This is a genomic window from Bacillus sp. N3378-2at (genome assembly GCF_033412715.1).
GTDB lineage: Bacteria > Bacillota > Bacilli > Bacillales > Bacillaceae > Bacillus > Bacillus subtilis.
This window is the reverse complement of sequence record NZ_CP117986.1, coordinates 309,431-335,252: the sequence shown is the minus strand read 5'-3', so window position 1 is coordinate 335,252 and position 25,822 is coordinate 309,431. Positions and strand designations below refer to the sequence as shown.

The 25,822-nt window shown below is 43.6% G+C and carries 26 protein-coding genes; 2 read left to right on the top strand and 24 right to left on the bottom strand.

Annotated elements, in window-relative coordinates; all coding sequences use genetic code 11:
* Window positions 1–107: 107 nt before the first annotated feature.
* From PUN35_RS01780 to rpsU, 11 genes are all read right to left on the bottom strand, one after another.
* Window positions 108–479: a diacylglycerol kinase family protein gene (locus PUN35_RS01780; RefSeq protein WP_014480294.1), complete on the bottom strand. Its 372-nt coding sequence runs from the start codon at window positions 477–479 to the stop codon at window positions 108–110.
* The gene (gene ybeY, locus PUN35_RS01775; RefSeq protein ID WP_014480295.1) at window positions 460–933 is read right to left on the bottom strand and encodes an rRNA maturation RNase YbeY; all 474 of its coding nucleotides are present in this window, start codon (window positions 931–933) and stop codon (window positions 460–462) included. The genes PUN35_RS01780 and ybeY overlap by 20 nt, the downstream gene beginning before the upstream one ends.
* Window positions 934–3,069: a cyclic-di-AMP phosphodiesterase PgpH gene (pgpH, locus tag PUN35_RS01770; RefSeq protein WP_014480296.1), complete on the bottom strand. Its 2,136-nt coding sequence runs from the start codon at window positions 3,067–3,069 to the stop codon at window positions 934–936. It lies immediately after the preceding gene.
* Window positions 3,070–3,147: 78 nt separating this feature from the next.
* Window positions 3,148–4,107 (bottom strand): PhoH family protein, encoded by a 960-nt coding sequence (locus PUN35_RS01765; RefSeq protein ID WP_014477373.1) that lies wholly within the window; start codon window positions 4,105–4,107, stop codon window positions 3,148–3,150.
* A complete protein-coding gene (yqfD, locus tag PUN35_RS01760; protein ID WP_014480297.1) occupies window positions 4,104–5,300 on the bottom strand; it encodes a sporulation protein YqfD in 1,197 nt (398 codons plus the stop codon). Before yqfD ends, PUN35_RS01765 begins: the two co-directional genes overlap by 4 nt.
* A gap of 18 nt (window positions 5,301–5,318) precedes the next feature.
* A complete protein-coding gene (yqfC, locus tag PUN35_RS01755; RefSeq protein WP_003226191.1) occupies window positions 5,319–5,600 on the bottom strand; it encodes a sporulation protein YqfC in 282 nt (93 codons plus the stop codon).
* A gap of 56 nt (window positions 5,601–5,656) precedes the next feature.
* Window positions 5,657–6,076 (bottom strand): hypothetical protein, encoded by a 420-nt coding sequence (locus tag PUN35_RS01750; protein ID WP_014480298.1) that lies wholly within the window; start codon window positions 6,074–6,076, stop codon window positions 5,657–5,659.
* A gap of 24 nt (window positions 6,077–6,100) precedes the next feature.
* Entirely contained in the window at window positions 6,101–7,096 is a 996-nt protein-coding gene (gene floA, locus PUN35_RS01745; protein WP_003230026.1) for a flotillin-like protein FloA, read from the bottom strand.
* 21 nt (window positions 7,097–7,117) lie between these two features.
* The gene (locus PUN35_RS01740; protein ID WP_014480299.1) at window positions 7,118–8,431 is read right to left on the bottom strand and encodes an NfeD family protein; all 1,314 of its coding nucleotides are present in this window, start codon (window positions 8,429–8,431) and stop codon (window positions 7,118–7,120) included.
* A gap of 130 nt (window positions 8,432–8,561) precedes the next feature.
* On the bottom strand, window positions 8,562–9,008 hold the full coding sequence (locus tag PUN35_RS01735) for a GatB/YqeY domain-containing protein (protein WP_014480300.1): 447 nt from the start codon (window positions 9,006–9,008) through the stop codon (window positions 8,562–8,564).
* Window positions 9,009–9,022: 14 nt separating this feature from the next.
* Window positions 9,023–9,196 carry a 30S ribosomal protein S21 gene (gene rpsU, locus PUN35_RS01730; protein ID WP_003152957.1) on the bottom strand — a complete coding sequence of 58 codons (174 nt, stop codon included), beginning with the start codon at window positions 9,194–9,196 and terminating at the stop codon, window positions 9,023–9,025.
* 172 nt (window positions 9,197–9,368) lie between these two features.
* Between rpsU and PUN35_RS01725 the strand changes: the two genes are divergently transcribed.
* Window positions 9,369–10,292, top strand: coding sequence for a Na/Pi symporter (locus tag PUN35_RS01725; protein ID WP_014480301.1), 924 nt, complete (start codon window positions 9,369–9,371; stop codon window positions 10,290–10,292).
* Window positions 10,293–10,327: 35 nt separating this feature from the next.
* On the opposite strand, the gene mtaB is transcribed toward PUN35_RS01725, so the two are convergent.
* From mtaB to gpr, 12 genes are all read right to left on the bottom strand, one after another.
* Entirely contained in the window at window positions 10,328–11,683 is a 1,356-nt protein-coding gene (gene mtaB / locus PUN35_RS01720; RefSeq protein WP_003230017.1) for a tRNA (N(6)-L-threonylcarbamoyladenosine(37)-C(2))-methylthiotransferase MtaB, read from the bottom strand.
* Window positions 11,683–12,453 (bottom strand): 16S rRNA (uracil(1498)-N(3))-methyltransferase, encoded by a 771-nt coding sequence (locus PUN35_RS01715; RefSeq protein WP_014480302.1) that lies wholly within the window; start codon window positions 12,451–12,453, stop codon window positions 11,683–11,685. Before PUN35_RS01715 ends, mtaB begins: the two co-directional genes overlap by 1 nt.
* Before the next feature lie 22 nt (window positions 12,454–12,475).
* Window positions 12,476–13,411: a 50S ribosomal protein L11 methyltransferase gene (gene prmA, locus PUN35_RS01710; protein ID WP_014480303.1), complete on the bottom strand. Its 936-nt coding sequence runs from the start codon at window positions 13,409–13,411 to the stop codon at window positions 12,476–12,478.
* A 24-nt stretch (window positions 13,412–13,435) separates the two neighbouring features.
* Entirely contained in the window at window positions 13,436–14,563 is a 1,128-nt protein-coding gene (gene dnaJ / locus PUN35_RS01705; RefSeq protein WP_003230010.1) for a molecular chaperone DnaJ, read from the bottom strand.
* A 199-nt stretch (window positions 14,564–14,762) separates the two neighbouring features.
* Complete coding sequence (gene dnaK / locus PUN35_RS01700) at window positions 14,763–16,598, bottom strand: molecular chaperone DnaK (protein WP_004398786.1); 1,836 nt, start codon at window positions 16,596–16,598, stop codon at window positions 14,763–14,765.
* A 23-nt stretch (window positions 16,599–16,621) separates the two neighbouring features.
* Window positions 16,622–17,185 (bottom strand): nucleotide exchange factor GrpE, encoded by a 564-nt coding sequence (gene grpE / locus PUN35_RS01695; protein ID WP_003230005.1) that lies wholly within the window; start codon window positions 17,183–17,185, stop codon window positions 16,622–16,624.
* Between the two features lie 70 nt (window positions 17,186–17,255).
* Window positions 17,256–18,287 (bottom strand): heat-inducible transcriptional repressor HrcA, encoded by a 1,032-nt coding sequence (gene hrcA, locus PUN35_RS01690; RefSeq protein ID WP_014480306.1) that lies wholly within the window; start codon window positions 18,285–18,287, stop codon window positions 17,256–17,258.
* 80 nt (window positions 18,288–18,367) lie between these two features.
* A complete protein-coding gene (gene hemW, locus PUN35_RS01685) occupies window positions 18,368–19,507 on the bottom strand; it encodes a radical SAM family heme chaperone HemW (protein ID WP_014480307.1) in 1,140 nt (379 codons plus the stop codon).
* A gap of 52 nt (window positions 19,508–19,559) precedes the next feature.
* Complete coding sequence (lepA, locus tag PUN35_RS01680) at window positions 19,560–21,398, bottom strand: translation elongation factor 4 (RefSeq protein ID WP_003229999.1); 1,839 nt, start codon at window positions 21,396–21,398, stop codon at window positions 19,560–19,562.
* 133 nt (window positions 21,399–21,531) lie between these two features.
* Window positions 21,532–21,870, bottom strand: a complete 339-nt coding sequence (locus tag PUN35_RS01675) for a YqxA family protein (protein WP_014480308.1) — start codon at window positions 21,868–21,870, stop codon at window positions 21,532–21,534.
* Between the two features lie 16 nt (window positions 21,871–21,886).
* Window positions 21,887–23,092, bottom strand: a complete 1,206-nt coding sequence (spoIIP, locus tag PUN35_RS01670; RefSeq protein WP_014477383.1) for a spore autolysin SpoIIP — start codon at window positions 23,090–23,092, stop codon at window positions 21,887–21,889.
* Between the two features lie 62 nt (window positions 23,093–23,154).
* Window positions 23,155–24,261: a GPR endopeptidase gene (gene gpr / locus PUN35_RS01665; RefSeq protein ID WP_014480309.1), complete on the bottom strand. Its 1,107-nt coding sequence runs from the start codon at window positions 24,259–24,261 to the stop codon at window positions 23,155–23,157.
* Window positions 24,262–24,464: 203 nt separating this feature from the next.
* On the opposite strand from gpr, the gene rpsT reads away from it, so the two are divergent.
* Window positions 24,465–24,731, top strand: coding sequence for a 30S ribosomal protein S20 (rpsT, locus tag PUN35_RS01660; RefSeq protein ID WP_003229989.1), 267 nt, complete (start codon window positions 24,465–24,467; stop codon window positions 24,729–24,731).
* Window positions 24,732–24,745: 14 nt separating this feature from the next.
* Here the strand turns inward: rpsT and holA are convergent, their stop codons facing one another.
* On the bottom strand, window positions 24,746–25,789 hold the full coding sequence (gene holA, locus PUN35_RS01655) for a DNA polymerase III subunit delta (RefSeq protein WP_014480310.1): 1,044 nt from the start codon (window positions 25,787–25,789) through the stop codon (window positions 24,746–24,748).
* Window positions 25,790–25,822 lie beyond the last annotated feature (33 nt).

Genomic DNA, 25,822 nt, shown 5'->3' with positions numbered 1-25,822 from the left:
TCTCTTACCTATAATGGTACCGCTATCACTTTATATTTTACATAATCGCGCGCTTTTTTTCACGCCCATTTCTAAAAATGTAAAATAAATGTAAGAATTTTCAGCCATTACAGCTTTGGCAAAAAAATAAGTAAACCAATGATACACGAAATCACGGCAAAAACGCAAACAGCCCCGGCGGCAGCGTCCTTGGCCGCTTTAGCAAGAGGGTGATGTTTGTCAGTTATTAAATCCACCGTATGTTCAATGGCTGTATTTAAAAGCTCAAGCGAAAACATACCGCCTATCAAAAGGAATATAATCATCCACTCAATCATGCTGAGCTCTACAAGGAAGCCGCAAATGAGAACAGCGCAGGCGGCTGCGGCATGAAATTGGAAATTCCGCTCCGTCCGCACTGTTTCCCAGATGCCCCGGCCTGCATGCACGAAGCTTTTGAAGAATCGATTCAGCTCATTTCTATGATCTTTTGAGTCCATAAGCGTCCAGCAATTCCTTTTGCTTAGTAAACATCTCCTCTTCTTCCTCTTTCGTCATATGGTCATATCCTAAAAGGTGCAGAAATCCGTGTACAGCTAGAAATCCGAGCTCTCTTTTAAAAGAATGATTATACTCCTCTGCCTGCTCTCTTGTGCGATCGGCACTGATGATAATATCACCTAAAACCGGAGGCATTTCGGCGCCCACGATTTCGATCTCGCCTTCTCCCTCTTCTTCAAGAGCAAATGAGATGACATCTGTCGGAGCATCCTTTCCCCGGTATTCTTTGTTAATCTGATGTATGTCATCATTGGAAACAATCGTGACAGAAACTTCAGCCTGGTCTTGAACGCCTTCACGCTCAGCGGCAAATTGAAGCAGATTTTCTACTTCTTTGAGCAGCTCTTCTGAGACGCTTCCTGTTTCATCAACGATATCAATCAGTAAACTCATCTATTTCACCTTCTTAGTAGCCTCCGGATATTCAATCCGGGAGTGGAAAATTCCTTTTAATGTTGCACAGAGCGTTTTTGCGATTGTATCCAGCTCTTTAAATGTCAGATCGCATTCACTGAACTGTCCGTCCTGAAGCTTATCGGATATAATACCCCGGACAAGCTTTTCAATTCGTTCAGGATTTGGATTGTGCATGGATCTGACGGCCGCTTCAACACTGTCGGCCACTGATATAATTGCGGCTTCCTTTGACTGCGGCTTCGGCCCCGGATAACGGAACTCTTCCTCTGTAATCTGGTCGCCTTTTTCCTTCGCTTTATAGTAAAAAAACTTTAAAAGCGAGGTTCCATGATGCTGCTCAGCAATATCGACAAGCTCTTTCGGAAATTTATAGCTTCTCAGCATATTCGCACCGTCTGTCGTATGCGAGATAATAATATTTTTACTCAACTGAGGTGACAGCTTGTCATGCGGATTGTCAATATTCATTTGGTTTTCAATAAAATATTGCGGGCGCTTTGTTTTTCCGAGATCGTGATAATATGCGCCGACTCTTGCAAGCAAACCATTAGCCCCAACCGCTTCACAGGCTGCCTCTGATAAATTGGCAACCATTACACTGTGATGATATGTACCTGGTGTTTCTGTCAGTATTTTGCGCAATAGCGGATGGTTAGGATTAGACAGCTCGAGCAGCCTCATGGTGGATAAAATGCCAAAGCCCGTCTCAAAAAACGGCATCAGGCCGATGATCAATACAGATGAAGCAAACCCCGACACAACCCCCATGAGCATTAACGTGCCGATTTCAAGACCCGACAGCGCAGTGTTCTGGATCAATAATAAGGATAGAACGACAACCATATTAATAAACGCCACGAAAAGTCCGGTCTGCAAAATCTTTGATCTTGCATTGTGTTTTCCTAAAAATAATACACCTGAAATGCCGCTGATCAAATAATAAATCCCTATGACATAATTGAATGTTCCTGTCACACCCTGATTAAACATCATACTTCCGCAAATCGCAAGAATGATACTTCCCAAAATGGCAATGCGTTCATTCATCAGCAGTTTGATTAAGATGGCGCCGGCCGCAATGGGGACCAGATAGCCGATATTATTATACTCCATCTTCTGAAACAAACTGACAACCTCCATGATCACAAGCAAAAGTGTTGTGATTATGGAGAATAACAGAATGGATTGGTTTTTAAACTTCAGATTTTGTTTCTGTTTTTCAAAATAATATACAAGTGTTGCAATGAAAAGTCCGATCATAATCAATAGCCCGCTGATCGGTTTAAAGAGATTTGAGTTATTTAATAACCCGGTCAGCTCAAGTTTTCTGTACACTTCCCGATCAATGAGGTCATTTTCTTCCACGAGCACTTGTCCCTGTTTGATTTGAACCTGCTGGACATTATCTGAGGCTTCCTGCCGTTTTGCCTCTGTTGCTTTCGGATCGAAGACGTAATTCGGAATAATAGCAAAACGCCCGATTTCTGTCGCGGCTCCCAAGTATTTAGACGGAATAGAATTGCTCTTTAGCTCTTTTTCTACCTTATCCTTTGCATCAGATAGTTTATCCGAGGGGATTTCACTGCTCATGACCGTATTTACCGCGGTAATGACCGTATCTCTGACAAAAGAAAAGTCTTCACTGTCTGCTTTCAGCAATGTCTTGATGGAATCCTCCGATATAGAATCATTCACATCTGATGTCAATTTGTCCTTTACAGATTTGACCATTGATTTTTCCGATGGTGATTTACTGCCTTCTTCTGATGATTTTTTCACTTCACTAATACTGTCGAATATTGATGACACAAGGTCAATCCGATTGTCTGTATATTCTTTTTTTAATGTATATTGATCTTCAACCGCGTCCTCAGCGGCTTGCTTTTTTTCCTCTGTGGCTTTTTGATCTTCTACGGTTGCCGGAGCGTAAATGGTCTTGTCGCTAACTGAAAACAGGTCTAAATCAAGTGTTTCCGGCTTAACATGTATAAAGAGCAAAGCAAACATAATGGTAGCCAGCAGAAGATACAGCAGTACATGCATGGAGCGGGCATTTTTAAAACTGCTCCATTTTTTTGAGCTGCTTTTGGTCTTAGCCTTCTTTTTCAACACAAGAACCTCCTCTTGAAACATCAAGCCCATAAGCAATCATAAAAATGACCCGATAACGCGCGATCGGGTCATTCAGCATTAATTTTGCTTATCGTATGCTTCAATAATTTTCGCAACAAGCGGATGTCTGACCACGTCTGTCTGGTCTAGCTCAATCATAGAAATGCCGTCTATTCCTTTCAGCATCTCCTTCGCTACTGCAAGTCCCGATTTGACGCCTTTCGGCAGATCAATTTGGCTGACGTCACCTGTAATGATCATTTTAGAGCCAAAACCCAGTCTCGTCAAAAACATTTTCATTTGAGCAGGCGTGGTATTCTGTGCTTCATCAAGTATAACATAAGCATCATCGAGCGTCCGCCCCCTCATATATGCGAGCGGAGCAATTTCAATGATGCCTCTTTCCATCAGACGTTCTGTATGATCTGCCCCAAGCACATCATGGAGAGCGTCATACAGCGGGCGCAAATAAGGATCTACTTTTTCTTTTAGGTCACCTGGGAGAAAACCAAGGCTTTCACCGGCTTCCACGGCAGGTCTTGTTAAAATGATTTTTTTGATATGTCCGTTTTTTAAAGCATGGACTGCTTTTACGACAGCCAGGTACGTTTTCCCGGTTCCCGCCGGACCAATGCCGAATACAAGGTCATTCCGCTTCATAGCGGCCACGTATTCCCGCTGTCCCATTGTTTTTACACGGATTGATTTGCCTTTTGCGTTTTTTGTAATTTCTTCTTCATACATGCTTTCAAAGTATTCAAGTTCATTCTTCTTTGCCATTTTGATGGCGTAAATCACATCACGTTCAGAGATCTCTATCCCCTTGCGAATTAAAGCGAGGAGCGATCCCAGCAGCCTGTCTGCAATCTGAAACGATTCATCATCGCCTGAAACATAAATCGTCTCGCCGCGCGTAATGATATTTACATTCAGATCTTTCTCCATCAATTTCAAAAAAGAATCTTGGTTCCCGAAGAGTGAAAGCGCCTCGTCCGGGTTTTTCAGTTTTTGATTCATCGCAAGTAAATGTTCTGTCATTCTTCAGTCTCCCTGACAATAGGTGTGGTTTGAACGATATCTTCTATAACTTGGTAGAGAATAATCAACTTTACTTTACCATTCTCAACAGTCTGGTGCAAAACTTTTTCACTTTTCACCTCGCCGTTTTCGCCTATTTTATCCTCTACATCCTGTTTACCCAATTTAATGCCTTCTTGAACTGCTTCTTCTTTCGTATATTTTCGCAAAGCCTCTTCACTTTCTCTCGTTTGCTCTTTGACATAGGATACAGGGAGCTTAAATCCGAGAAAATGAAGCGAATGCTTTTCTTGTTCTGTTTTTGGATGCTTCAATTCCTCTTTTTTAAACGTCATCCCCCAGATCGGGATTGCCAAAGAACCAAAAGAAAGCTTGTGCTTTGTCCTTACTTTGCCCGTATAGACGTTAAATAATGTTTCAAGCGGGACTGTCACTTCTGATCTATACCAGGTTTCTCCGTAAATTTCTGCTTTTGAGGCGACTTCCTGCTGATGGTCTTCGCTGCCGATCAGTCCCGAAACAAGCAGCTGCCCCTTTTCAACATGATCGTGTATGGCGGCCATGGGCTGTCCTTTTTGCACAAACATTCTCGTAATGGTTGCTTTCTTTTTGGCGACAATATTGCGCGGGCTAACATACTTTTCTTTTTCGGGCTCATTTTTCTCCACAACTTTCATGTGAATGGTCGTCCCCTTCAGATCAACTCCGACCCAAGTGATATTGTCTATTCCATTGGTTAATGATTTCTGTATTTTTTCGGGCGACATCATTAAAAACTGCAGACGGCCCTTTTTGACGCCGATTTCATTAAGATGCTGCCTCATTTGATGTTCTGTTTCAGGCTTAGCGCCTGTCACATCAATTTTCCACACCATATTGGACAGCAAAAACAAAAGGATGAAAAAAATCGCAAAACCGATCGTAAACCCTATATTCAGCTTTGATTTCAGCAACAGGAAGGGAAAACCCTTCCGATGGATAAATCGGGCTTTACATTTAAATTTACTTCTCACCCGCCGAAAGGCATGTACATCCTGAAGCTGTATATATAACGATACGGCTTCTTTCTTTTTTTTGACATGAAAGACCGGAATCCCCTGTCTTGTGCATTCATTAAGGAGCCGCTCAATCCCTCTTCCCGTCAATTCAAGCTGGACCTTACCCGAAAAAAAAGACAGCCATTTATTTTTCACAACATTTCCCCCTCGGCTTTATGACTCAACATATCGAACGACATCAATCGTACCCTCCAAAAGTATCTCTTCCGGAAGAATCGCCTTGATGACAAAATTTTTACCAGATATGATGCACTGGCCCTGCTTCAGCATCAGCCTCACTTCATTCTCACTGAAAAGCAAAAGGCCTCTGTGGTTTTCTATGTAGATATGAAGTCTGCCAACCATTGTAATCCTCGGCAGATCCATCATAACGTCCGGGGGAATTTCCAATGCTCTTGTCAGCCAAGCTTTCATACGATTCTTTCTTTGCCCCATACAAAAAGAACCCCCTTTCATCTCATATGTATGATTTGAAAGGAGGTTCTAACACTTTAATTTTTACGGGCTGAGCGCATCGTACGGTGAGGTTTTTTCGCCCGTGGAGGCCCGAACACCTCTCCTAGAACGATTCCCTGTACGACGGTGTCCTTATTCACCTGAAGCATTTTTTGTTTTGTGTATACTGTTTTTTGTTTGGCAGCAGCAAGATCTCGTTCCAGCCCTTTCAGGTTTCTTGCTGTTTCCCTGCGTCTTTCTTCCGCTTCCCGTCTTGCCTGTTCCATACGGTTAGGGATAGGTGCAGGGGCATCTTCTTTTGACTGCTTCTTTTGAGAAGAAGCAGATTGCACGTGTTGAGGTTTTTTTCTTTTTTGGCTGTTTTGCTTTTCTTCTTTGCTCTTTTTGCCGAAAATCGCAGAAATGATTCCGATGATCGCTGCAATAATAAGCGGATTGGTCAGTAAATCTTCCATCAGCGTTCTCCCTTCTTAGAGAGATTATGATTTGCGGTCTTCATCCGAAGGGTCTTTCGTCAGCTTGCCGAATGAATCACGCATTTCTGTGTCAGCATCGATATTCTTGATATTCATGTAATCCATGACGCCAATATTCCCTTCGCGCAAAGCTTCTGCCATCGCAAGCGGCACTTCCGCCTCGGCTTCTACTACTTTCGCGCGCATTTCTTCTACGCGGGCACGCATTTCCTGTTCTTGAGCGACAGCCATCGCACGTCGTTCTTCCGCTTTTGCCTGCGCGATGTTTTTATCAGCCTCAGCCTGATCGGTTTGTAAAATTGCACCGATGTTTTTGCCGATATCTACATCTGCAATATCAATTGAGAGAATTTCAAACGCAGTTCCTGAGTCCAATCCTTTTCCAAGGACTGTCTGAGAAATCATGTCAGGGTTTTCAAGCACTTTTTTATGATTATCAGATGAACCGATTGTAGAAACGATCCCCTCACCTACACGAGCTACAATGGTTTCTTCCCCTGCTCCCCCGACGAGGCGCTCGATATTCGCTCTTACTGTGATTCTCGCTTTCGCTTTCACTTCAATCCCGTCCATTGCAACACCGGCAATGAACGGTGTTTCAATCACCTTAGGATTAACGCTCATTTGAACAGCTTCCAACACGTCCCGGCCTGCAAGATCAATGGCAGCACAGCGCTCGAATGTGAGTTCAATGTTAGCTCGCTGAGCGGCGATAAGCGCGTTGACGACTCTGTCAACATTACCTCCAGCCAGGTAGTGGCTTTCAAGCTGGTTTGTTCCAACATTAAGTCCCGCTTTATGGGCTTTAATCAGCGGGTTAACAACCCGATTCGGAATGACACGGCGAAGCCTCATCCCAACTAGAGTGAAAATGCTGATTTTCACTCCGGCTGCCAAAGCTGAAATCCAAAGCATTACAGGCACAAATGTAAAAAATACTGCCAAAACAATGATCGCTACTGCGACAATTGCCAGAATCATAAGTGTTGACGGATCCATATAACTTCTCCTCGTTTCTATTTAAATTTCTCTCACGACAATGCGTGAGCCTTCTACTTTAATCACTTTTACTTTTTTATCTTTTTCTGTAAACGATCCCTCCGAAACAACGTCAAGGCGTTCATCATCAATAATCACGGTACCGGAAGGACGCAGCGGTGTAAAGGTTATACCCACTTTTCCCATTAAGTCCGTGCGCGTTTGATTTGAAACGTAGCCGCTCTCCGTGTTTGTAGAATCATTTAATATCAATTTCTTAAAGAATTTCATACGCTTTCCCAACACCCTTGTCAGTAAAATAAAAGCTGTAATCGAAACAGCTGAGGCGATCAAGAGAGAAACCGCCATGACAGTGAAGCTCCCCGCGGCTAAAAACAGGCTCGCAATAATCGCTCCTAAGCCCAGTAATCCAATGATTCCTCCGGGAAGAAAAATCTCAAGCAGAATGAGAATCACCCCTGCTATAAAGAGGAGAACCGTCTCATACCCGGCAAGGCCTGCTGCGAGATGCCCGTAGAAGAACAGCAATAACGCAATGAGTCCAGCCGTTCCAGGGAGGCCGACACCCGGGGAAAAAAGCTCCACCGTCAGACCTAAAAAAGCGATTGTCAGCAGAATAGGGACAATGACCGGATTCGTCAGCCACCTTGCTGTCTTTTCCGCAAAGCTCTCCTTTGCGTAGCTGATCTGCGCTTTTTCGAACCCAAGCTTCTTTACGAGCGTGGACAAATTGTCAGCAGTGCCTTCTGAATAGCCTACCTCAGTTGCCTTGTCTGCGTTAAGTGTCAGCAGATCTCCCTTAGGCGCGCCGACTTCCTTGGCATCTATATCTGGGTCAGCCATTGCGAGCGCATATTTTGGATCGCGGTTATTTTTCACTGCGGCATCTTCCATCTCTGCCAGCCAAAGTGATTGAGCTTTTTGGTCAGCGGCATTGCCTTGGCCATCAACAATCGCGGCGGCTCCCATTTTTCCGCCAGGCGCCATATAAATGTGATCTGCTTGAAGTGCAATATATGCACCAGCAGACAACGCGCGTTTGTTGACATATGCAGTTACGGGGATCTCGCTATCGGTTATCAAATCGGCCATATCAATAGCAGATTTGACCAATCCCCCCGGGGTATTGATATCAAGAATAATATGGTCTGCATGTGCATCCTTTGCGTCTTGTAACGAACGGGACAAAAACGAGACGAGACCCTGTTCGACATTTTTTTCAACCGGAATCACATAAACAGTTTGCTTTTCTGCTTTTGCGTTCAGCTGTACGCCTAATAAAGAAAGCAAAAATATACCCAAAAGAGCAGCACGGAATCCTTTGATTTGAAGCAAGGGCGGTGTATCCCTCCTTCCTTTTATAATAAGTGCCTTCTCTTCATACGTAACAAATGTATCAAAGGTTTCATTTTTTTATGTATAAAAAAAGACATCTCTCTTAGAAAGATGTCCTTTTCTTTGCCATTTAAGACAGTTGACTGCTCACAAGTTTATTAATTAAACTTCCGTCAGCTTTACCTTTTACTTTAGGCATAATTGCCCCCATCACTTTGCCCATGTCCGCTTTTGAGCTCGCACCGACCTCCGCGATGGTATCATTTACGATTGTACGCAGCTCTTCTTCTGACAGCTGCTCAGGTAAATAAACTTCTAAAATGTCCAGCTCTTTTTGAACTTTATCTACTAAATCTAAACGATTAGCGTTTGAAAATTCCTGGAGGGAGTCTTTACGTTGCTTAAGTTCACGAGAAAGGACAGTGAGTTCCTCATCCTCGGTCAAACTGTCTTTCTTAAGCTTAATTGCTTCATTTTGAAGTGAAGCCTTAACCATTCGAACGACAGTCAGTTTGTCTTTCTCACGGTTTTTCATATACAGCTTCATATCCTGGTTGAGACGCTCAAGAAGACTCATAAATCCACCCTCTTTTAGAATTTGCGTTTTCTAGCAGCTTCAGACTTTTTCTTGCGCTTTACGCTAGGTTTTTCATAAAATTCACGCTTTCTTGCTTCTTGCAAAGTACCTGTCTTTGATACACTGCGTTTGAAGCGACGAAGAGCATCTTCAAGCGATTCGTTTTTTCTAACGACCGTTTTTGACATTCTCTTTCCCTCCCTCCGAATACACCAATCGACTACCTTTAAGTTACACATATAAACATGTACTTTGACATTATAATATAAGCCATCAGTCAGGTCAACTAAGTGAGTTCACTTTTCCGTCATGAGTGCGACTGCCTGTCTATATAATGATAGAAAGGGGTTGGTGAATAGGATGTTAATTCTGATTAGCTTTACTGCTCTTATATTATTCTTTCTCACAGGCATGAACATGCTTCGAAAAGGCTTAATTTCTATGGCGTACTCAAAAATTGAAGATCGTTTGCTTTTATTTACAGACCATCCGTTAAAAGCGTTTCTTATCAGCATTGTATTTACGGGGATACTTCAGAGCAGTTCAGCCTTTATGGTCATTGTCATCGGCTTTGTAAGTGCGGGCGTTCTTTCTTTTAAGCGGACGATACCGATGATTCTGGGGACAAATGTTGGCTCTACTTTTACAACTGAATTTATTGCTATCAAAATGGATATTTTGATTTGGGTTCTTTTAATAGGAGGTTTATTGTTTTTTCTGACTGGCAGGTATCCTTTGAAACAGCTGGGAACAAGCTTCCTCGGACTGGGCATCATCTTCTTTTGCATCAGCGGATTCAGCCACCTTGCCGGGCCGCTGACGAAGCTGAAAACGGGAGCCGACGTTCTATACCATGTTAACGATTCAAACTGGTCCGCTTTGCTCATCGGCATGGTGTTAACTGCCATCATTCACTCCAGTTCTGTCTGTATCGGCATTTTGATGAGTTTTATGAATGAAGGGATTATCGGACTGACACAGGCGATGAGCGTCGTACTCGGATCAAATATCGGGACATGCATTACAGCTGTCATGGCTGCTGTATCCGGTGGATATGCGGCGAAACAGACAGCGTATGCGCATGTGGTATTTAACGTGCTAGGGGTGGCTCTAGTATTGCCTTTTCTGACCGCAGCGACCGGCTTTGTAGAGCAGTTATCACCCGATCCTGCCCAAAGGATTGCTCATTTCAGCCTTTTATTTAATGTAGTAACAGCTCTTTTATTTCTTCCGCTTACAAACTTGTTTTACCGCTTGATTCACCTTCTTATCCCGGCTAAATAAAAAACCGGTACATTTTAATGCACCGATTTTTTAGGTTAAGAAGACAAACGCATGTGTTCAGTTATTTCATCCTCAACCACACGGACAAACTGTCCTTCGTTGTAAGGATAACCTGCTTTTAGGATTTTGACTTTTACGATTTTGCCGATCATATCTTCCGTACCTTTGAAAACAACCTTCATATAATTGTCTGTGTAACCGACAAACATATTTTCTTCTTCTGTTTCCTTAAACGCTTCCTCAGGGATAATCTCAAGCACTTCATTTTCATACTGAGAAGCGTATTCTTTTGCAAGCTGGTCAGAAAGAGCAATCAGGCGGTGCACACGTTCGTTTTTCACGTTTTCATCCACTTGGTCTTCCATTCGCGCAGCTGGTGTTCCTGTACGTTTACTGTAAGGGAAAACATGCAGTTCAGAGAATTTATGTTCTTTAATAAAGTTATAGGTTTCCATAAATTCTTCTTCTGTTTCTCCAGGGAATCCGACGATGACATCAGAAGTAACAGCTAAGCCTGGCAGTGCTTTTTTCAATTTATTTAAACGGTCTGCAAAGAATTCCATTGTATATTTGCGTCTCATTCGTTTAAGCACTGTGTTTGATCCGGATTGGATAGGAATATGCAGATGATTCACTATCTTATCTGAGCGGTCTAAGACCTCGATCACTTCGTCAGTGATTTGGCTGGCTTCGATGGAAGAAATTCTGATCCGTTTCACGCCTTCCACACGGGTGTCTAATTCGCTCAAAAGCTTCGCGAAGTTGTAATCTTTCATATCTTCGCCGTAGCCGCCTGTATGAATACCCGTAAGAACAATTTCCTTATATCCGGCATCAACAAGCTGCTGCGCTTGTTTAATGACTTCTTCAGGATCGCGGGAGCGGAGCAGGCCGCGCGCCCACGGAATGATACAGAATGTGCAGAAATTATTGCAGCCCTCCTGTATTTTTAATGACGCTCTTGTGCGGTCCGTGAAAGCAGGCACATCAAGCTCTTCATATACTCTTGCTTTCATGATGTTGCTGACGCCATTAATCGGCTGGCGTTCTTCTCGGTATTGGTCAATGTAGCCAAGCATTTTTTCACGGTCCTGTGTTCCAACTACAATGTCGACACCGGGGATCGCCATAATCTCAGCAGGTGAGGTTTGCGCGTAGCAGCCTGTGACACAGATGACACCGTCAGGATTTTGACGAATGGCGCGTCTGATCACTTGGCGGCTTTTTTTATCTCCCGTATTTGTAACCGTACATGTATTAATGACATATACATCAGCTGTTTGTTCAAAGTCTCTTCTTTCATAGCCCGCTTCTTTGAAAAGCTGCCAGATTGCTTCTGTTTCATAATGGTTGACTTTACAGCCAAGCGTATGGAAAGCAACAGTTGCCATTACTGATCACCTCTTAATAACTCTGTTTGATAAGAAATCGCGCTCAATGCGTATAGCGGAGCGGTTTCTGTCCTTAAAATTCTCGGTCCAAGGCCGCACGTCACACCGTCTTGCTCTGTGAGCCGTTCAACCTCAGCTTCTGTTAAACCGCCTTCTGGACCAAATACGATCAATAGAGATGATCCTTTCGGAAGGCTGCTTACAATCGCGCTGAATGCGCTTATTTCCCCTTGCTTCGATGACTCCTCGTATGCAACGACACATTTATCGAAATCCTGCATCCTTTGAAGAAGCTGCTGAAAAGAATGGACATCCATCACTCGCGGCACTTCGTTACGGTACGATTGCTCAGCCGCTTCCTTTGCAATTTTCGTCCATCTTTCCCGCTTTTTCTTTGCCTTTTTGTCATCCAGCTTGACAACAGAACGCGCGGCTTGGAAAGGAATAAAGGCATGAGCTCCGAGCTCAGTCCCCTTTTGAATAATCCATTCAAGCTTATCTCCTTTCGGAAGGCCGCTCGCAATATAGACCTTTATCGGAAGCTCTCTGTTTTTATTCGTCCATTCTATCACAAGGCAGGACACTTTATCTTTGGAAACAGATTGAAGTTCACATTTTGCCTCGAAGCCGTCTTGAGAGCAGCAGATAATCTGATCTCCCTCATTCATTCTCATCACGTTCACAATATGATGAACATCTTCGCCGGTAATCGAAAAAGCCGGCGCTTCCTCTATTTGCTGCTTCGTGAGCTCGATAAAATATCGTTGCATACGCTGTGACACCTACTAACTGTTATTTTTTCGCAATAATGCTGACCCAATCTTCCATTGAAAGGATTTCTACAATGGTAAAGCCAGCTTGTTCCAGTGCTTCTTTTACTTCTTGTTTTTTATGACCGATGATTCCTGACGTAATAAAGTGGCCGCCTTCTTTTAACAGGCTGTACGCTTGTGAAGTAAAGCGAAGAATGACTTCAGCCAAAATGTTGGCCACAATCACATCATGTTCCCCTTCAATCCCGTCTAACAAATTGTTTTGCTTCACTTGAGCAATATCGCTGACTTTGTTCAGCTTGAGATTGAGGCGTGCACTTTCTACAGCCACGGGATCAAGATCGTAGGCATGAACCGATTCAGCCTTAAGCATTGCAGCCGCAATACTTAAAATTCCCGAACCAGTGCCGACATCAATCACCTTATCACCCTTTTGCACAAAGCGTTCAAGCGCCTGAATGCAGAGTACGGTTGTCGGATGTGTCCCTGTGCCGAAAGCCATTCCCGGGTCCATTTCAATAATCAGTTCATCAGTATGGACCGGCGTATATTCCTCCCACGTCGGCACAATTGTAAACTTTTCAGAAATTTTCACAGGATGATAATACTTTTTCCAGGCAGTCGCCCACTCTTCTTCATTTACTTCAGAAATAGTGATGTGGTTTCTGCCCAAATCAATATTGTAAAGAAGGAGATTATTAATCGTTTCTTTGATGCCGTCTACAGTTTCGCCCAGAAAACTGTTAACCGGCAGATATGCTTTGACAATGACACCCTCATCTGGGTAATCATTGGGGTCGAGCTGGTAGATTTCCCCGTACACATTCTCACGTTCTTTAATTAAATCAAGCGGGTCCTCTATCACAACCCCACTTGCACCAGCTTCATGCAATATATTTGAGATAGGTTCGACCGCTTCATGTGTTGTGTGAATGCTTAATTCGGACCATTTCAAAACTACCAACTCCTCATCCAATAATTAATCACCTTTAAACGCGCGTTTTACCTTGTCAAAGAAACTCATTTCCTGTTCGTCAGGCAGGTTTCCGCTGACTTCGGCAAATTCGCGGATAATGTCTTTTTGTTTATCAGTCAGATTTGTCGGCGTAACGACGCGGACGACGATATGCTGGTCACCCTGTCCATAGCCTCTGACATTTTGAACGCCTTTGCCTCTTAATCTAAATTTCGTTCCTGTTTGTGTACCGGCCGGAATTTTCAATTTCACTTTTCCATGCAGCGTCGGCACTTCTACCTCATCTCCAAGAGCAGCCTGAGCAAACGTTAACGGCATTTCACAGTAAATATCATCGCCGTCACGCTCGAAGAACTCGTGTGCGCGTACATGGAACACGACAAATAAATCCCCAGCAGGGCCGCCGTTTATTCCTGGTTCACCCTGTCCCGATAGACGAAGCTGCTGCCCGTCATCTACACCGGCTGGAATTGTCACATTGATTTTCTTGCGTTTTTTGATTTTTCCTTTGCCGCCGCAGTCCGCACATTTGTTTTTAATGATTTTGCCTGTACCTTCACAGTGGTGGCAGACCCGTCTGTTAACGACTTTTCCAAACGGTGTATTTTGCTCCACGTTTAACTGGCCGGAGCCTCCGCAGTGGGAGCATGTTTCTGGATTTGTTCCAGGTTTCGCACCTGAGCCTTTACATGTTTCGCACGTTTCCTCGCGGGGAATTTCGATGGTTGTTTCTTTACCGAAAGCCGCATCCTCAAACGACAGGGTCATCGTATACTGTAAATCAGCACCCTGGCGCGGAGCATTTGGATCTCTCCGTCTTGTGCCTCCGCCGAAAATACTTGAGAAAATATCATCGAAACCAAAACCGCCGAAATCGCCGCCGCCAAAACCTCCGCCGCCGAAGCCTTGGTTAGGATCAGTGTGACCAAATTGATCGTAATGCGCACGTTTTTGGTCATCTGACAGCGTTTCGTACGCTTCTTTTACCTCTTTAAATTTTTCATCTGATCCGGCTTCTTTGTTAATATCAGGATGATATTTTTTTGACAGCTTCCGATAAGCTTTTTTAATTTCATCCTTTGAAGCGCTCTTACTTACTCCCAGCACTTCATAGTAATCACGCTTACTCATCTCGCTTCACTCTCCCGAATTTCTCACATAAATTAGATTGTATCATTTTGAATTATGATTTTTCAATTCCTTTTATCCCGGGCAAGAAAAAAAGTCAAAGCCAAGAGATGCCTGACTTTGACTTTCTAATCATTGAATCAGATTATGAAATGTGTTCTTTTCGGTCAGCTCCGGAAGCGGGGCTGACACTAAAAAGAACTTATTTTTTGTTTTGGTCGTCGTTTACTTCTTCGTATTCAGCGTCGACAACGTTGTCATCCGCTTTGCCTTCAGCGTTTGCTCCGCCTTGAGCTTGCTGTGCTTTAGCAGCTTCTTCATAAAGCTTCATAGAAAGCTCTTGAACGATTGTTTGAAGCTCATCTTTTTTCGCTTTGATCTCTTCAAATTCGTTTTTCTCAATTGCTGCTTTTAAAGCGTCTTTGGCATCGTTGGCTTTTTTCACTTGTTCTTCATCCACTTTGCCTTCAAGATCTTTTAATGTTTTCTCAGTTTGGAAAACAAGCTGATCTGCTTCGTTGCGGACTTCGATTTCTTCTTTTTTCTTCGCATCAGCGTCAGCATTTTCTTCCGCTTCTTTTACCATGCGTTCGATCTCTTCATCTGAAAGACCTGAAGAAGATTTGATTGTAATGTTTTGTTCTTTTCCTGTGCCTAAGTCTTTTGCTCTTACGTTTACGATACCATTTTTGTCAATATCGAAAGAAACTTCGATTTGAGGCACGCCGCGCGGTGCTGGCGGGATATCAGTAAGCTGGAAGCGGCCGAGTGTTTTGTTGTCGGCAGACATTGGGCGCTCACCTTGAAGAACATGGATATCAACAGCTGTTTGGTTATCAGCAGCAGTTGAGAACACTTGAGATTTGCTTGTCGGGATCGTCGTGTTGCGGTCGATCAGTTTTGTAAACACGCCGCCCATTGTTTCGATACCGAGAGAAAGCGGTGTAACGTCAAGAAGAACAACGTCTTTTACGTCACCTGTGATAACGCCGCCCTGAATCGCAGCACCAAGCGCTACAACTTCATCCGGGTTTACGCCTTTATGCGCTTCTTTTCCAGTTTCTTTTTTGATTGCTTCTTGTACGGCAGGGATACGAGTTGATCCGCCGACAAGGATGACTTTGTCTATTTCGCTTGCAGAAAGTCCTGCATCTTGAAGCGCTTGACGGACAGGACCCATTGTGCGCTCTACTAAATGAGAAGAAAGCTCTTCGAATTTAGCGCGAGTTAATGTAAGTTCAAGGTGAAGCGGTCCTGCTTCTCCAGCTGTGATAAACGGTAAAGAAATTTGCGTAGAAGAAACGCCGGAAAGATCTTTTTTCGCTTTTTCAGCTGCGTCTTTCAAACGCTGAAGCGCCATTTTGTCTTTTGACAAATCAATGCCGTTTTCTTTTTTGAATTCAGACACAAGATGATCGATGATAACTTGGTCAAAATCGTCCCCGCCCAGACGGTTGTCGCCGGCAGTTGAACGAACTTCGAATACACCGTCGCCAAGCTCAAGGATGGAAACGTCGAATGTACCGCCGCCAAGGTCGTATACTAGGATCGTTTGATCTTCATCTGTTTTATCAAGTCCGTATGCAAGCGCTGCTGCAGTCGGCTCGTTGATGATACGTTCTACTTCAAGACCGGCAATTTTACCAGCGTCTTTTGTTGCTTGACGCTCAGCATCGTTAAAGTATGCAGGAACTGTGATAACTGCTTTTGATACTGTTTCGCCAAGATAGCTTTCAGCGTATGATTTAAGGTGTTGAAGGATGATAGCAGACACTTCTTGTGGAGTGTAATCCTTTCCTTCAATTTCAACTTTATAATCAGTACCCATATGACGTTTGATAGACATAATTGTGTTAGGGTTTGTAATAGATTGGCGTTTAGCCACTTCCCCTACTTGGCGTTCGCCGTTTTTGAACGCAACAACTGATGGCGTTGTGCGGTTTCCTTCAGCGTTAGCAATCACTTTAGGCTCGCCGCCTTCAAGAACTGCCACACATGAGTTTGTTGTTCCTAAGTCGATTCCGATAACTTTACTCACTTGAATAACCTCCTGCTATGTAATTATTGATTCACTTTGACCATGGAAGGGCGAATGACGCGATCCTTCAGCTTATAGCCTTTTTGCATTTCCTCAACAACAATGTTGGAGCCGTAGTTTTCGTCTTCAGCCTGCATAACAGCTTGGTGCAGATTAGGATCAAATTCCTGCCCTACAGCTTCGATGGCTTCGACGCCTTCTTTTTTCAAGGCTTCTACGAGCTGACGGTGGACCATTTCCATTCCCTGGAGCAAACTTTTCGTCTGTTCATTGTCGGCTTCAACCTGAAGCGCTCGTTCAAAGCTATCAAGAGCCGGCAGCAAATCAGTCACGATATTTTGAGAACGGTATTTTTGGGACGCTTCCATCTCTAAACGGCTGCGTCGTTTATAGTTTTCAAAGTCTGCTTGAACACGCAAAAGTTTGTTTTCTTTTTCCTCAAGCAAACCTTGCAATTCGTTAATTTGGTTTTGAAGAAGTTCGCTTTCATTTGTTTCTTCCTGCTGTTCATCAGCGGCAGCTTGTTCTTCAATGATTTCTTGCTCTTCTGTTTCGTTTTGTTCAACGGTTTGTTTTTCTTCTGACATTGTGTTCACCTCCCTCAAAGTGTAAGGAGAAGGACAGGTGCTGTCCTTCATAAAATTTGCCAAAATTCCCTTATTCATCATACAGACTTGTTAATGCTTTTGACAAGTCCGAAGTCACATGCTGAAGCAGGCTGACAACCCTGGAATAATTCATGCGGGTCGGGCCGATAATCGCAATTGAGCCGATCTGCTTCTGGTCTACGGAATAAGAAGCCGTAATCAGACTGCAATTTTCCATCTCTTCATAGTCGTTTTCTTTTCCGATTTTAATCGAAATTCCCGTGCGCGGGGATTGAACCAGCTTTAAAACATCCTGTTCTTTCTCAATTAATGAAAGCAGCGACCGAACTCGGGTGATATCATGGAACTCAGGCTGGTTCAGCATATTGATTTTCCCGCCAAAAAACAACTTTTCAATGTGATTTGTGGAATGAAAGGTTGAACGAAGCGCGTCGAGTATATTGTCATAGTTTTTAATGTGCTGTCTTAGGTACATGACAACTTCTTTAAATATGCGCTCATTCAGTTCATCCATTGGAACGCCGCTTAAACGGTCGTTCAGTATATTTACCAGTTTTTCAATATCAGACAGATCCATTTTGGTCGGAAAGTTAATCGTTTTGTTTTCCACATGCCCCGTATTGGTAACGAGAATCGCTACCGCCATATCAGGCTGAATCGGAATGATTTGAATCTGTTTAAGGTAATTCTCACTCAGCTTCGGCCCGAGTACGATGGATGTGTAATTCGTCAGATCGGACAAAATTTGCGCTGATTTTTGAACTGTCTTCTCCAGCTCGAAAATTTTCTCTTTGAAGATCGAGTGGATTTGGTCCAGGTCGCTTTTCGTCAGTTTGACGGGTGACAGCAAATGGTCAACATAGTACCGATACCCTTTTTCTGACGGAACACGTCCTGAGGATGAATGGGTTTTTTCAATAAAGCCCAATTCCTCCAAGTCAGCCATCTCGTTTCTTATTGTTGCAGAGCTAAATGTGATTTCATCTTTTTTCGAAAGAGTTCTTGATCCCACCGGCTGTGCCGATTTAATAAAATCGTTGATTATAACCTGAAGGATCAGCAGCTGACGATTTGTTAACATCATCATCACCTCTGTTAGCACTCTCAATAAGCGAGTGCTAATTCTATAACAAAAGTATCAAACCACAAGAAAAATGTCAATTATAACTCACCCAAAAAAGCGCCAAAAACTTCATTGCCTAATAATTTCCCTTGATGAGTCAAATAAACGGCAGACTCCGAATTGTGAATCAGCCCTTTTTCAGCGAGGTCTTTTAACACGCTTGGGAAAAGTCCATCCAGGGAACGGCCGTATTTTTCTGCGAATCGTTTTTTGCTGACACCGGCTGTTTTTCTCAAACCTAAAAACATTTCTTCCTCAATCTGTTCTTCTGTTGTTACTTCATGTGTATCTCTGTACGGAAAACCCTTTTCAGCTATCAGGTCAATGTAATGCTTAACAGGTCCGACGTTCACTGTTCGTGTGCCGCCGATATATCCGTGAGCGCCGGCTCCGAAACCGAAATATTGTTCGTTGCTCCAATACGTTAGATTGTGCTTAGATTCCATGCCTGCCTTAGCAAAGTTGCTGATTTCATATTGATGAATGCCGTGAGCTTCCATCTGGCTCATCACCATTTCATACATTTCAGCTTCCTGCTCCTGCGGCGGAAGATGAAGCCGCCCTTTTTGCATCAAATTATAAAATACCGTTTTCGGTTCTACAATAAGGGAGTAAACGGAATAATGCTCGGCATCCAGTGATAAAGCAGTGTTTATGGAATGTTCCAGATGCTTGAGGGTTTGCCCCGGAAGCCCGAACATGAGATCAAGACTGATATTCTCAAAACCGATATCCCGCGCTCTTTCAAAAGAGGTGAATACATCTTTTTGCTTGTGCACTCGGCCGATTTTTTCTAACAGATCGTCTTCGAACGTTTGCACACCAAAGCTGAGGCGATTTACGCCTGCTTCTTTTAATATTTTTAATTTCTCTGCGGACAAGTCGTCCGGATTCGCTTCAACCGCAAATTCCGATAAGTCGCTTGAGGGCTTTAGCACGCGGTTGATCATGTCCATTAGCTTTTTAAGCTGTTCCTCAGACAGGGAGGTTGGCGTGCCTCCTCCGATAAAGATTGTTTTAAGATCAGGCTGCCCGGTTTTTGCTATTGTATTTATCATTTCCTGTTCGAGTGCGTTTAAATACTCGTCGACTGGCTGACTTTGAATAAAATATTTATTGAAATCGCAGTAGTGGCAAATATGCTCACAAAATGGGATATGGATATAAGCTGATTTCAACGGATTCACCTTCTTTACAGAAAGAAGCCGCAGTACAAGACTGCGGCGGCTTCTATTGTTTTTTCGGACTGTCGTCCATTTTCAGAACTGCCATAAATGCTTCTTGCGGCACTTCAACTGAGCCGACCTGCTTCATACGGCGTTTTCCTTCTTTTTGTTTTTCAAGAAGTTTCCGTTTACGCGAGATGTCCCCTCCGTAACATTTAGCCAATACGTTTTTACGCATTGCTTTTATGGTGGAGCGGGCCACGATTTTCTGGCCGATTGCGGCTTGTACCGGAACTTCAAACTGCTGGCGCGGAATGAGTTCTTTCAGTTTTTCAACGATCACTTTTCCCCGTTCATATGCGTAATCACGATGCACGATAAAGGAAAGGGCATCGATTTTTTCACCATTCAGCATAATGTCCATTTTCACAAGCTTGGACGGTTTGTAGCCGATCAGTTCATAATCAAAGGACGCATAGCCTTTAGTGCTTGATTTCAGCTGATCAAAAAACTCATATACGATTTCCGCTAATGGCATATCATAAATGATGCTGACACGGTTTGCGTCTAAATACTGCATATCAATGAAATTGCCGCGTTTTCCTTGGCAAAGCTCCATTACAGCGCCGACATAGTCATTCGGCACCATCATCGTCGCTTTTACGTATGGCTCCTCAACCCTTTCGATCTTTTGAGGATCCGGCATGTTGGACGGGTTGTCGACAACGACCTTTTCGCCGTCTGTCATATACACATCATAGATAACGCTTGGCGCTGTCGTAATCAGGTCGATGTTGAACTCACGCTCAATTCGCTCCTGAATGATCTCCATGTGAAGCATGCCTAAAAATCCGCAGCGGAACCCGAATCCAAGCGCTTGCGAAGTTTCCGCTTCATATTGAAGGGAGGAATCATTCAGCTCAAGCTTTTCAAGAGCTTCCCTTAAATCATTATACTTCGCTGTATCAATCGGATACAAACCACAGTACACCATCGGGTTTAGCTTGCGGTATCCCGGCAGCGCTTCTTCTGCAGGATTGGCAGCGCTCGTTATTGTATCACCGACACGTGTGTCACCGACATTTTTGATTGAGGCAGTCAGGAAGCCTACATCACCGACCGTCAGTTCATTTGTCGGAGTTGCTTTCGGCGTGAACACGCCCACCTCTGTTACTTCGAATTCTTTGCCGGTTGCCATCATTTTGATTTTTTGTCCCGGCTTTACCGTTCCTTCAACGACTCTGATATAAGCCACGACACCGCGGTAGGCGTCATAAAGCGAGTCGAAGATCAGCGCTTTGAGCGGCGCCTCCGGATCTCCGGTCGGAGCTGGCACCTTTTCTACGATTTGTTCTAAAATCTCCTCAATCCCGATACCGGCTTTTGCTGAAGCAAGCACGGCTTCTGATGCGTCAAGGCCGATAACGTCTTCTACCTCTTGGCGCACACGTTCGGGCTCGGCGCTCGGAAGGTCGATTTTATTGATGACCGGAAGGATTTCAAGATCGTTGTCAAGCGCTAAGTAGACATTGGCGAGCGTCTGCGCTTCAATCCCCTGGGCTGCATCCACGACAAGAATCGCTCCCTCGCAGGCAGCAAGGCTTCGGGATACTTCATACGTGAAGTCGACGTGTCCCGGCGTATCGATTAGATGAAAGATATATTCTTCTCCGTCTTTTGCTTTATATTTAAGCTGAACAGAGTTTAATTTAATGGTTATGCCCCGCTCACGTTCAAGATCCATAGAATCGAGCAATTGTTCTTTCATTTCTCGTTGAGTGATTGCCGACGTTTTTTCTAAAATACGATCCGCTAAGGTCGATTTTCCGTGGTCAATATGGGCAATGATAGAGAAATTCCGTATTCTCGATTGCCTCTCTAAACGCTTTTCTTTATCTGTCACAATCTATCACTCCTACTATTAAACGCAAAATACACTAGCTTAGATTATATCAATAGGATTGTAAAGATTCAATGTAAAACAAGAAAGAGAAAAGTTCCCTATCATATCTGGGCTGCTTTTCTCTTTCACGTACTTATTGATTCATATCCCGTATCCATTCATACATTGACTGGGCAGTATTGGTTACGGTGTTCGAAAGCGCTTGTCCGGCTTTTGAAAACATATTGAATGTCTCCACCTTTTCCAGCTCTTTTTGTTTTTCTTCTAAATCTTTTGCCGTGACTGTTTCTCCTAGGATTGAGGCTTCTTTTTCATTATCTTTTCCGTCGGTGAGCGTAAACGCCCCCCTCAGTGAAGGGTCATGATAGCCTTTCATACTCAGCATCCCGTTGTTTGCCTGCTGCATGCCGAACAGAACGCCTAAAAACATGATCGTGACAAGCAGTAAGTATTTTCCAAAGTATGCAATCAAATCAACCACCTATTTCTTATTGTTTTTTCGTCTCCCCGCTCGCTGCGTTGACCTTTTCAGCATCCCAGTACATTTCGCTGAATACGTCCGCGGCCGCGTTAGCCGCACGCTGCAGCTCTTCGAGATTATTATCTACTCCGCCAAACTCGAGCAAAAGCGCTCTATCGGTTAAATCCTGATTGTAAACACCATTATCGCCTGGCGAGCCTTTGGAAAAGACACCTGTGCTAAGTCCGGGGTATTTTTTCTCCATCAGTTTATGAAGCTCACTCGCAATTTTATAGTTTTCTTCGAAGTTTTTGCTTTTTTTCCCGACGACAAAGGCTACCCTGGCATAGCTTTTTCCTTTAATCGTTGCGGTTGTGTCTTTTTTGCGCCGTGAGTCTCTGTGGATGTCAATGATATATTGCAGATTTTTGTTTGAAGCGAGGGCGTCTTTCACAACCGGCCTTGATTCATCATAGGACCTGGCATAGTTTAGGCCTTTTTTATTTAATTTTGACTGTATATCGGTTTTATTCACTGTGGCTCCGATTCCCTGGGATTCAAGCGCTTGTCCGAACATATCTCCTACAAGCGTGACGTTGGCTTTAGAATGGCGCGCCATGTCAGGATCGGTCTCGCCTTTTAATAGAGGGAGATATGATTCGGTATTGTGCGTGTGATAGATAAACACGACCTTTTTATCACCTGTTGTTTGTTTGGGCGGATCTTTTTGTGCATTATCTGATTGCGTTTGCTGTTTTTCAATCTCTGCCAAATTCGCTTCTCTTTCTTCCTCCATCACCTTAGACGGCGGCGGCGATTCCGCAGGCATATTCGTATAATCCGTCCCTTGTCCAGCTAACAAAATCTCGGTATCAAATTGTGCAAACCCCGGCAGCTCCCGACCGAGAAAGCTCCGCGGATCTTCGAGGTTAATGCTCGTCGCCAGCTTTAAAGAAAGACGAGAAAGATGAAATGAGCTGTCGGTTTGAGAGAGGTCAGAAGCGAAATAATGGTTTTCCATCCGCAGCAAATGTGCAAATACGTCACCCGGCAATTCTTCAGCAATCCCATAAAAAGAGTCAGACGACGGCCTAAGTTCCGGCCGGAGAGACGTCAGCACACCGGATAGAACAAAAATCACGATAAGGCTTACGATAAATAGAAAGATGGCTTTTACCGCTTTCCCTCCATTTACCGCAACAACAATCTGTCTGTTTCTGCGTTTATTTCTCATTGAATCCCTCCAGCGCTTGTCTAGTAATTACTCTATGAACAAGCTAGAGGAAGTAGAACTGTTTAGTGATTGTAGGAGCCTTTGTTTTCTTGTGACACTTTTTCATGAAGCGCTGTGTTTAATCCGTTCGCTAAAACATTTGCCATATCGTCGATAAATGAATCGACTTCCTTCGGTGTAACCATTAAGTTGTGCCCTAAAGGCGAAAGCACCTCGTGAATGAGCTGCCGTTTTTCATCTTCTTGAAGGGTTCCGACAATCCCTAGGAACGATTGGCGCTGCTTTTGATCGGGAAGATCTTCTTCAGTGAGCACTTTCTTTTTCCCAAACGTCATGCCTGCCGGAACAAGCGATCTTGATGGCCTGTTATCCTTCATTTCTCTGCCAAAATGTTTTAATATGTAGTCCACCGTGTCGCTGGCAATTGTCACGGCATCAACTACTGTCGGAACACCGATAGCAATCACCGGAACACCAAGCGTGTCTTTGCTTAAATCTTTTCGTTTATTCCCCACTCCAGATCCCGGGTGAATGCCTGTATCCGATATTTGAATGGTTGTGTTGACCCTTTCCACCGCCCGCGCCGCCAACGCATCAATGGCGATGACAAAATCAGGCTTCGATTGCTCAATCACACCTTTAATAATGTCACTTGTTTCGATTCCTGTTATCCCCATTACACCCGGTGCAAAAGCACTGACAGGCCTGTAACCCTCCTGTACGTTTTCCGGCTGAAGCTTAAACAAGTGCCTTGTTACCAACAGATTTTCTACTGCCATCGGTCCAAGCGCATCAGGTGTCACGTTCCAGTTGCCGAGCCCAACGATCAAACAGCTCGCATCTTTTGAGATATTAAGGTTTTCAAGAAAAGCTGAGAATTCCTCCGCAAAGACAGCAGAGACCTTCTCCTGCATTTCCGAATCATTCTCCCTGATTCCCTGTGCTTCAAGCGTTAAATAGCGCCCTTCTTTTTTTCCCGAAAGCTCTGCGCCTTCCTTTGTAACATCAACTGTGCGGATTTTAATGCCGCCATGATCACGCTCTTTTTCAATAAAGCCTTTAATTTCTTTTGTCGGCACAGCCTGCTGATTGGCCATTGCTTCCTTCGTTTCCACTGCCAAATCGGTACGTATCAAATACTGATTCACATCCAGCTCACTCTTTTTCATACAGGGGCCTCCTTCACATTAAGTACCTATATTGTTGCCATTTGCTGAATGAATCATGCTAATAAGAGAACCTTCAATGAAAAATACTTTACATTTATATTGCAATCTAAAGGTGTGTTTGATAGAATACAATTTGTTCTATTGTGAAGAAGATTTAACCTTAAGACACTGTGCTACAGGTTGTATCTTAGGAGGTGAAACACATGCCAAACATTAAATCAGCGATTAAACGTACAAAAACAAACAACGAACGCCGCGTTCATAACGCGACAATCAAATCTGCTATGCGTACTGCAATCAAACAAGTTGAAGCTTCTGTTGCCAACAACGAAGCTGACAAAGCGAAAACTGCTCTTACTGAAGCAGCTAAACGTATTGATAAAGCAGTGAAAACAGGTCTTGTACACAAAAATACCGCAGCTCGATACAAATCAAGACTAGCGAAAAAAGTGAACGGACTTTCTGCATAATATAAAAACGATCCTCAATAATGGGGATCGTTTTTTTCATTTCTTTTTAACAGCTGTAAAAGGAACAGTTCGAGCAGGAGCTGCTTGTCCTTTTTCCCGGTTTTCATCTCATAGTCCATGACGGCAAGCTGTTCAATAATTAAACGGAGCTCCTCCTCTGAAAAAAGCCTTGCTTGATCCATCGCCAGCTTTACCCGAAATGGGTGAACTTTTAGATTAGAAGCGATTTGTTTTTGTCCGTATCCCTGTTCCGCGAAGTACTTCGTCTGCAGAATCAGCCGGAACTGATTCGAAATAAGCGCCATAATTTTGATCGGTTCTTCATTTTGTTTTAGCAAATCATAAAAAATTTGCAGACTCTCTGTTCGTTTTCGGTTGACGATTTTATTGATCAGCTCAAAAATATTTTGTTCAAGGCTTCTAGCAACAAGCATTTTTACATCATCCAGCGTAATTTCTTCACGATCTCCAATAAACGTGCAGAGCTTTTGAATCTCCTGAAAAATCGATGACAGATGACCGTTCACAAGCAGAACCAAATGCTCCGCCGCTTCCGTGCCGATTGTTTTCTGCTCTGTTTTTGCAAGGTTGACAGTAAAGTCTGTCGTTTCCTTTGCATTTAATTCCTTCGCCTCCATCATAAACGCGTGCTTCTTTAACGCTTTCGTCAGCTTTTTTCGCTCATCAAGCTTTTCATACGGAGCAAGCAGGACAAAGACTGTGTAAGGCGCAGGTGATTGTATATATGATTCAAGCGCACTGACGTTGTGCTCAATTTTTTCTTTTTTCTTTTCACCTGTTAAAAAATATGGATTTTTCACAATGACAAGACGCCGCTCCCCCATAAACGGAAACGTTTCAGCATCTGCAATCGCTTGATCCAGCGGGTCCTCTTCCAGATCAAAAACGGATAGATTGAAATCCTTTGTCTCCTGATCAACGACCGTCTGTCTGATCCTGCTGACGGTTTCTTGCAGCAGATATGTCTCTTTTCCGTATAAACAATAAACTGGATGGACATCTCCTTTTTTCAGGCTTTTCCACACATCAAATACCATTGTTGTACGACTTCCTCTCTTTCATCATCCCCT

Excerpts from the sequence above, each read along its gene's own strand:
- PUN35_RS01780 (WP_014480294.1), bottom strand. The coding sequence starts at position 479 with ATGGACTCAAAAGATCATAGAAATGAGCTGAATCGATTCTTCAAAAGC.
- ybeY (WP_014480295.1), bottom strand. The coding sequence starts at position 933 with ATGAGTTTACTGATTGATATCGTTGATGAAACAGGAAGCGTCTCAGAA.
- PUN35_RS01765 (WP_014477373.1), bottom strand. The coding sequence starts at position 4,107 with ATGACAGAACATTTACTTGCGATGAATCAAAAACTGAAAAACCCGGAC.
- yqfC (WP_003226191.1), bottom strand. The coding sequence starts at position 5,600 with ATGGGGCAAAGAAAGAATCGTATGAAAGCTTGGCTGACAAGAGCATTG.
- PUN35_RS01750 (WP_014480298.1), bottom strand. The coding sequence starts at position 6,076 with ATGGAAGATTTACTGACCAATCCGCTTATTATTGCAGCGATCATCGGA.
- floA (WP_003230026.1), bottom strand. The coding sequence starts at position 7,096 with ATGGATCCGTCAACACTTATGATTCTGGCAATTGTCGCAGTAGCGATC.
- PUN35_RS01735 (WP_014480300.1), bottom strand. The coding sequence starts at position 9,008 with ATGAGTCTTCTTGAGCGTCTCAACCAGGATATGAAGCTGTATATGAAA.
- rpsU (WP_003152957.1), bottom strand. The coding sequence starts at position 9,196 with ATGTCAAAAACGGTCGTTAGAAAAAACGAATCGCTTGAAGATGCTCTT.
- PUN35_RS01725 (WP_014480301.1), top strand. The coding sequence starts at position 9,369 with ATGTTAATTCTGATTAGCTTTACTGCTCTTATATTATTCTTTCTCACA.
- mtaB (WP_003230017.1), bottom strand. The coding sequence starts at position 11,683 with ATGGCAACTGTTGCTTTCCATACGCTTGGCTGTAAAGTCAACCATTAT.
- PUN35_RS01715 (WP_014480302.1), bottom strand. The coding sequence starts at position 12,453 with ATGCAACGATATTTTATCGAGCTCACGAAGCAGCAAATAGAGGAAGCG.
- dnaJ (WP_003230010.1), bottom strand. The coding sequence starts at position 14,563 with ATGAGTAAGCGTGATTACTATGAAGTGCTGGGAGTAAGTAAGAGCGCT.
- grpE (WP_003230005.1), bottom strand. The coding sequence starts at position 17,185 with ATGTCAGAAGAAAAACAAACCGTTGAACAAAACGAAACAGAAGAGCAA.
- hrcA (WP_014480306.1), bottom strand. The coding sequence starts at position 18,287 with ATGTTAACAAATCGTCAGCTGCTGATCCTTCAGGTTATAATCAACGAT.
- spoIIP (WP_014477383.1), bottom strand. The coding sequence starts at position 23,092 with ATGAGAAATAAACGCAGAAACAGACAGATTGTTGTTGCGGTAAATGGA.
- gpr (WP_014480309.1), bottom strand. The coding sequence starts at position 24,261 with ATGAAAAAGAGTGAGCTGGATGTGAATCAGTATTTGATACGTACCGAT.
- rpsT (WP_003229989.1), top strand. The coding sequence starts at position 24,465 with ATGCCAAACATTAAATCAGCGATTAAACGTACAAAAACAAACAACGAA.
- holA (WP_014480310.1), bottom strand. The coding sequence starts at position 25,789 with ATGGTATTTGATGTGTGGAAAAGCCTGAAAAAAGGAGATGTCCATCCA.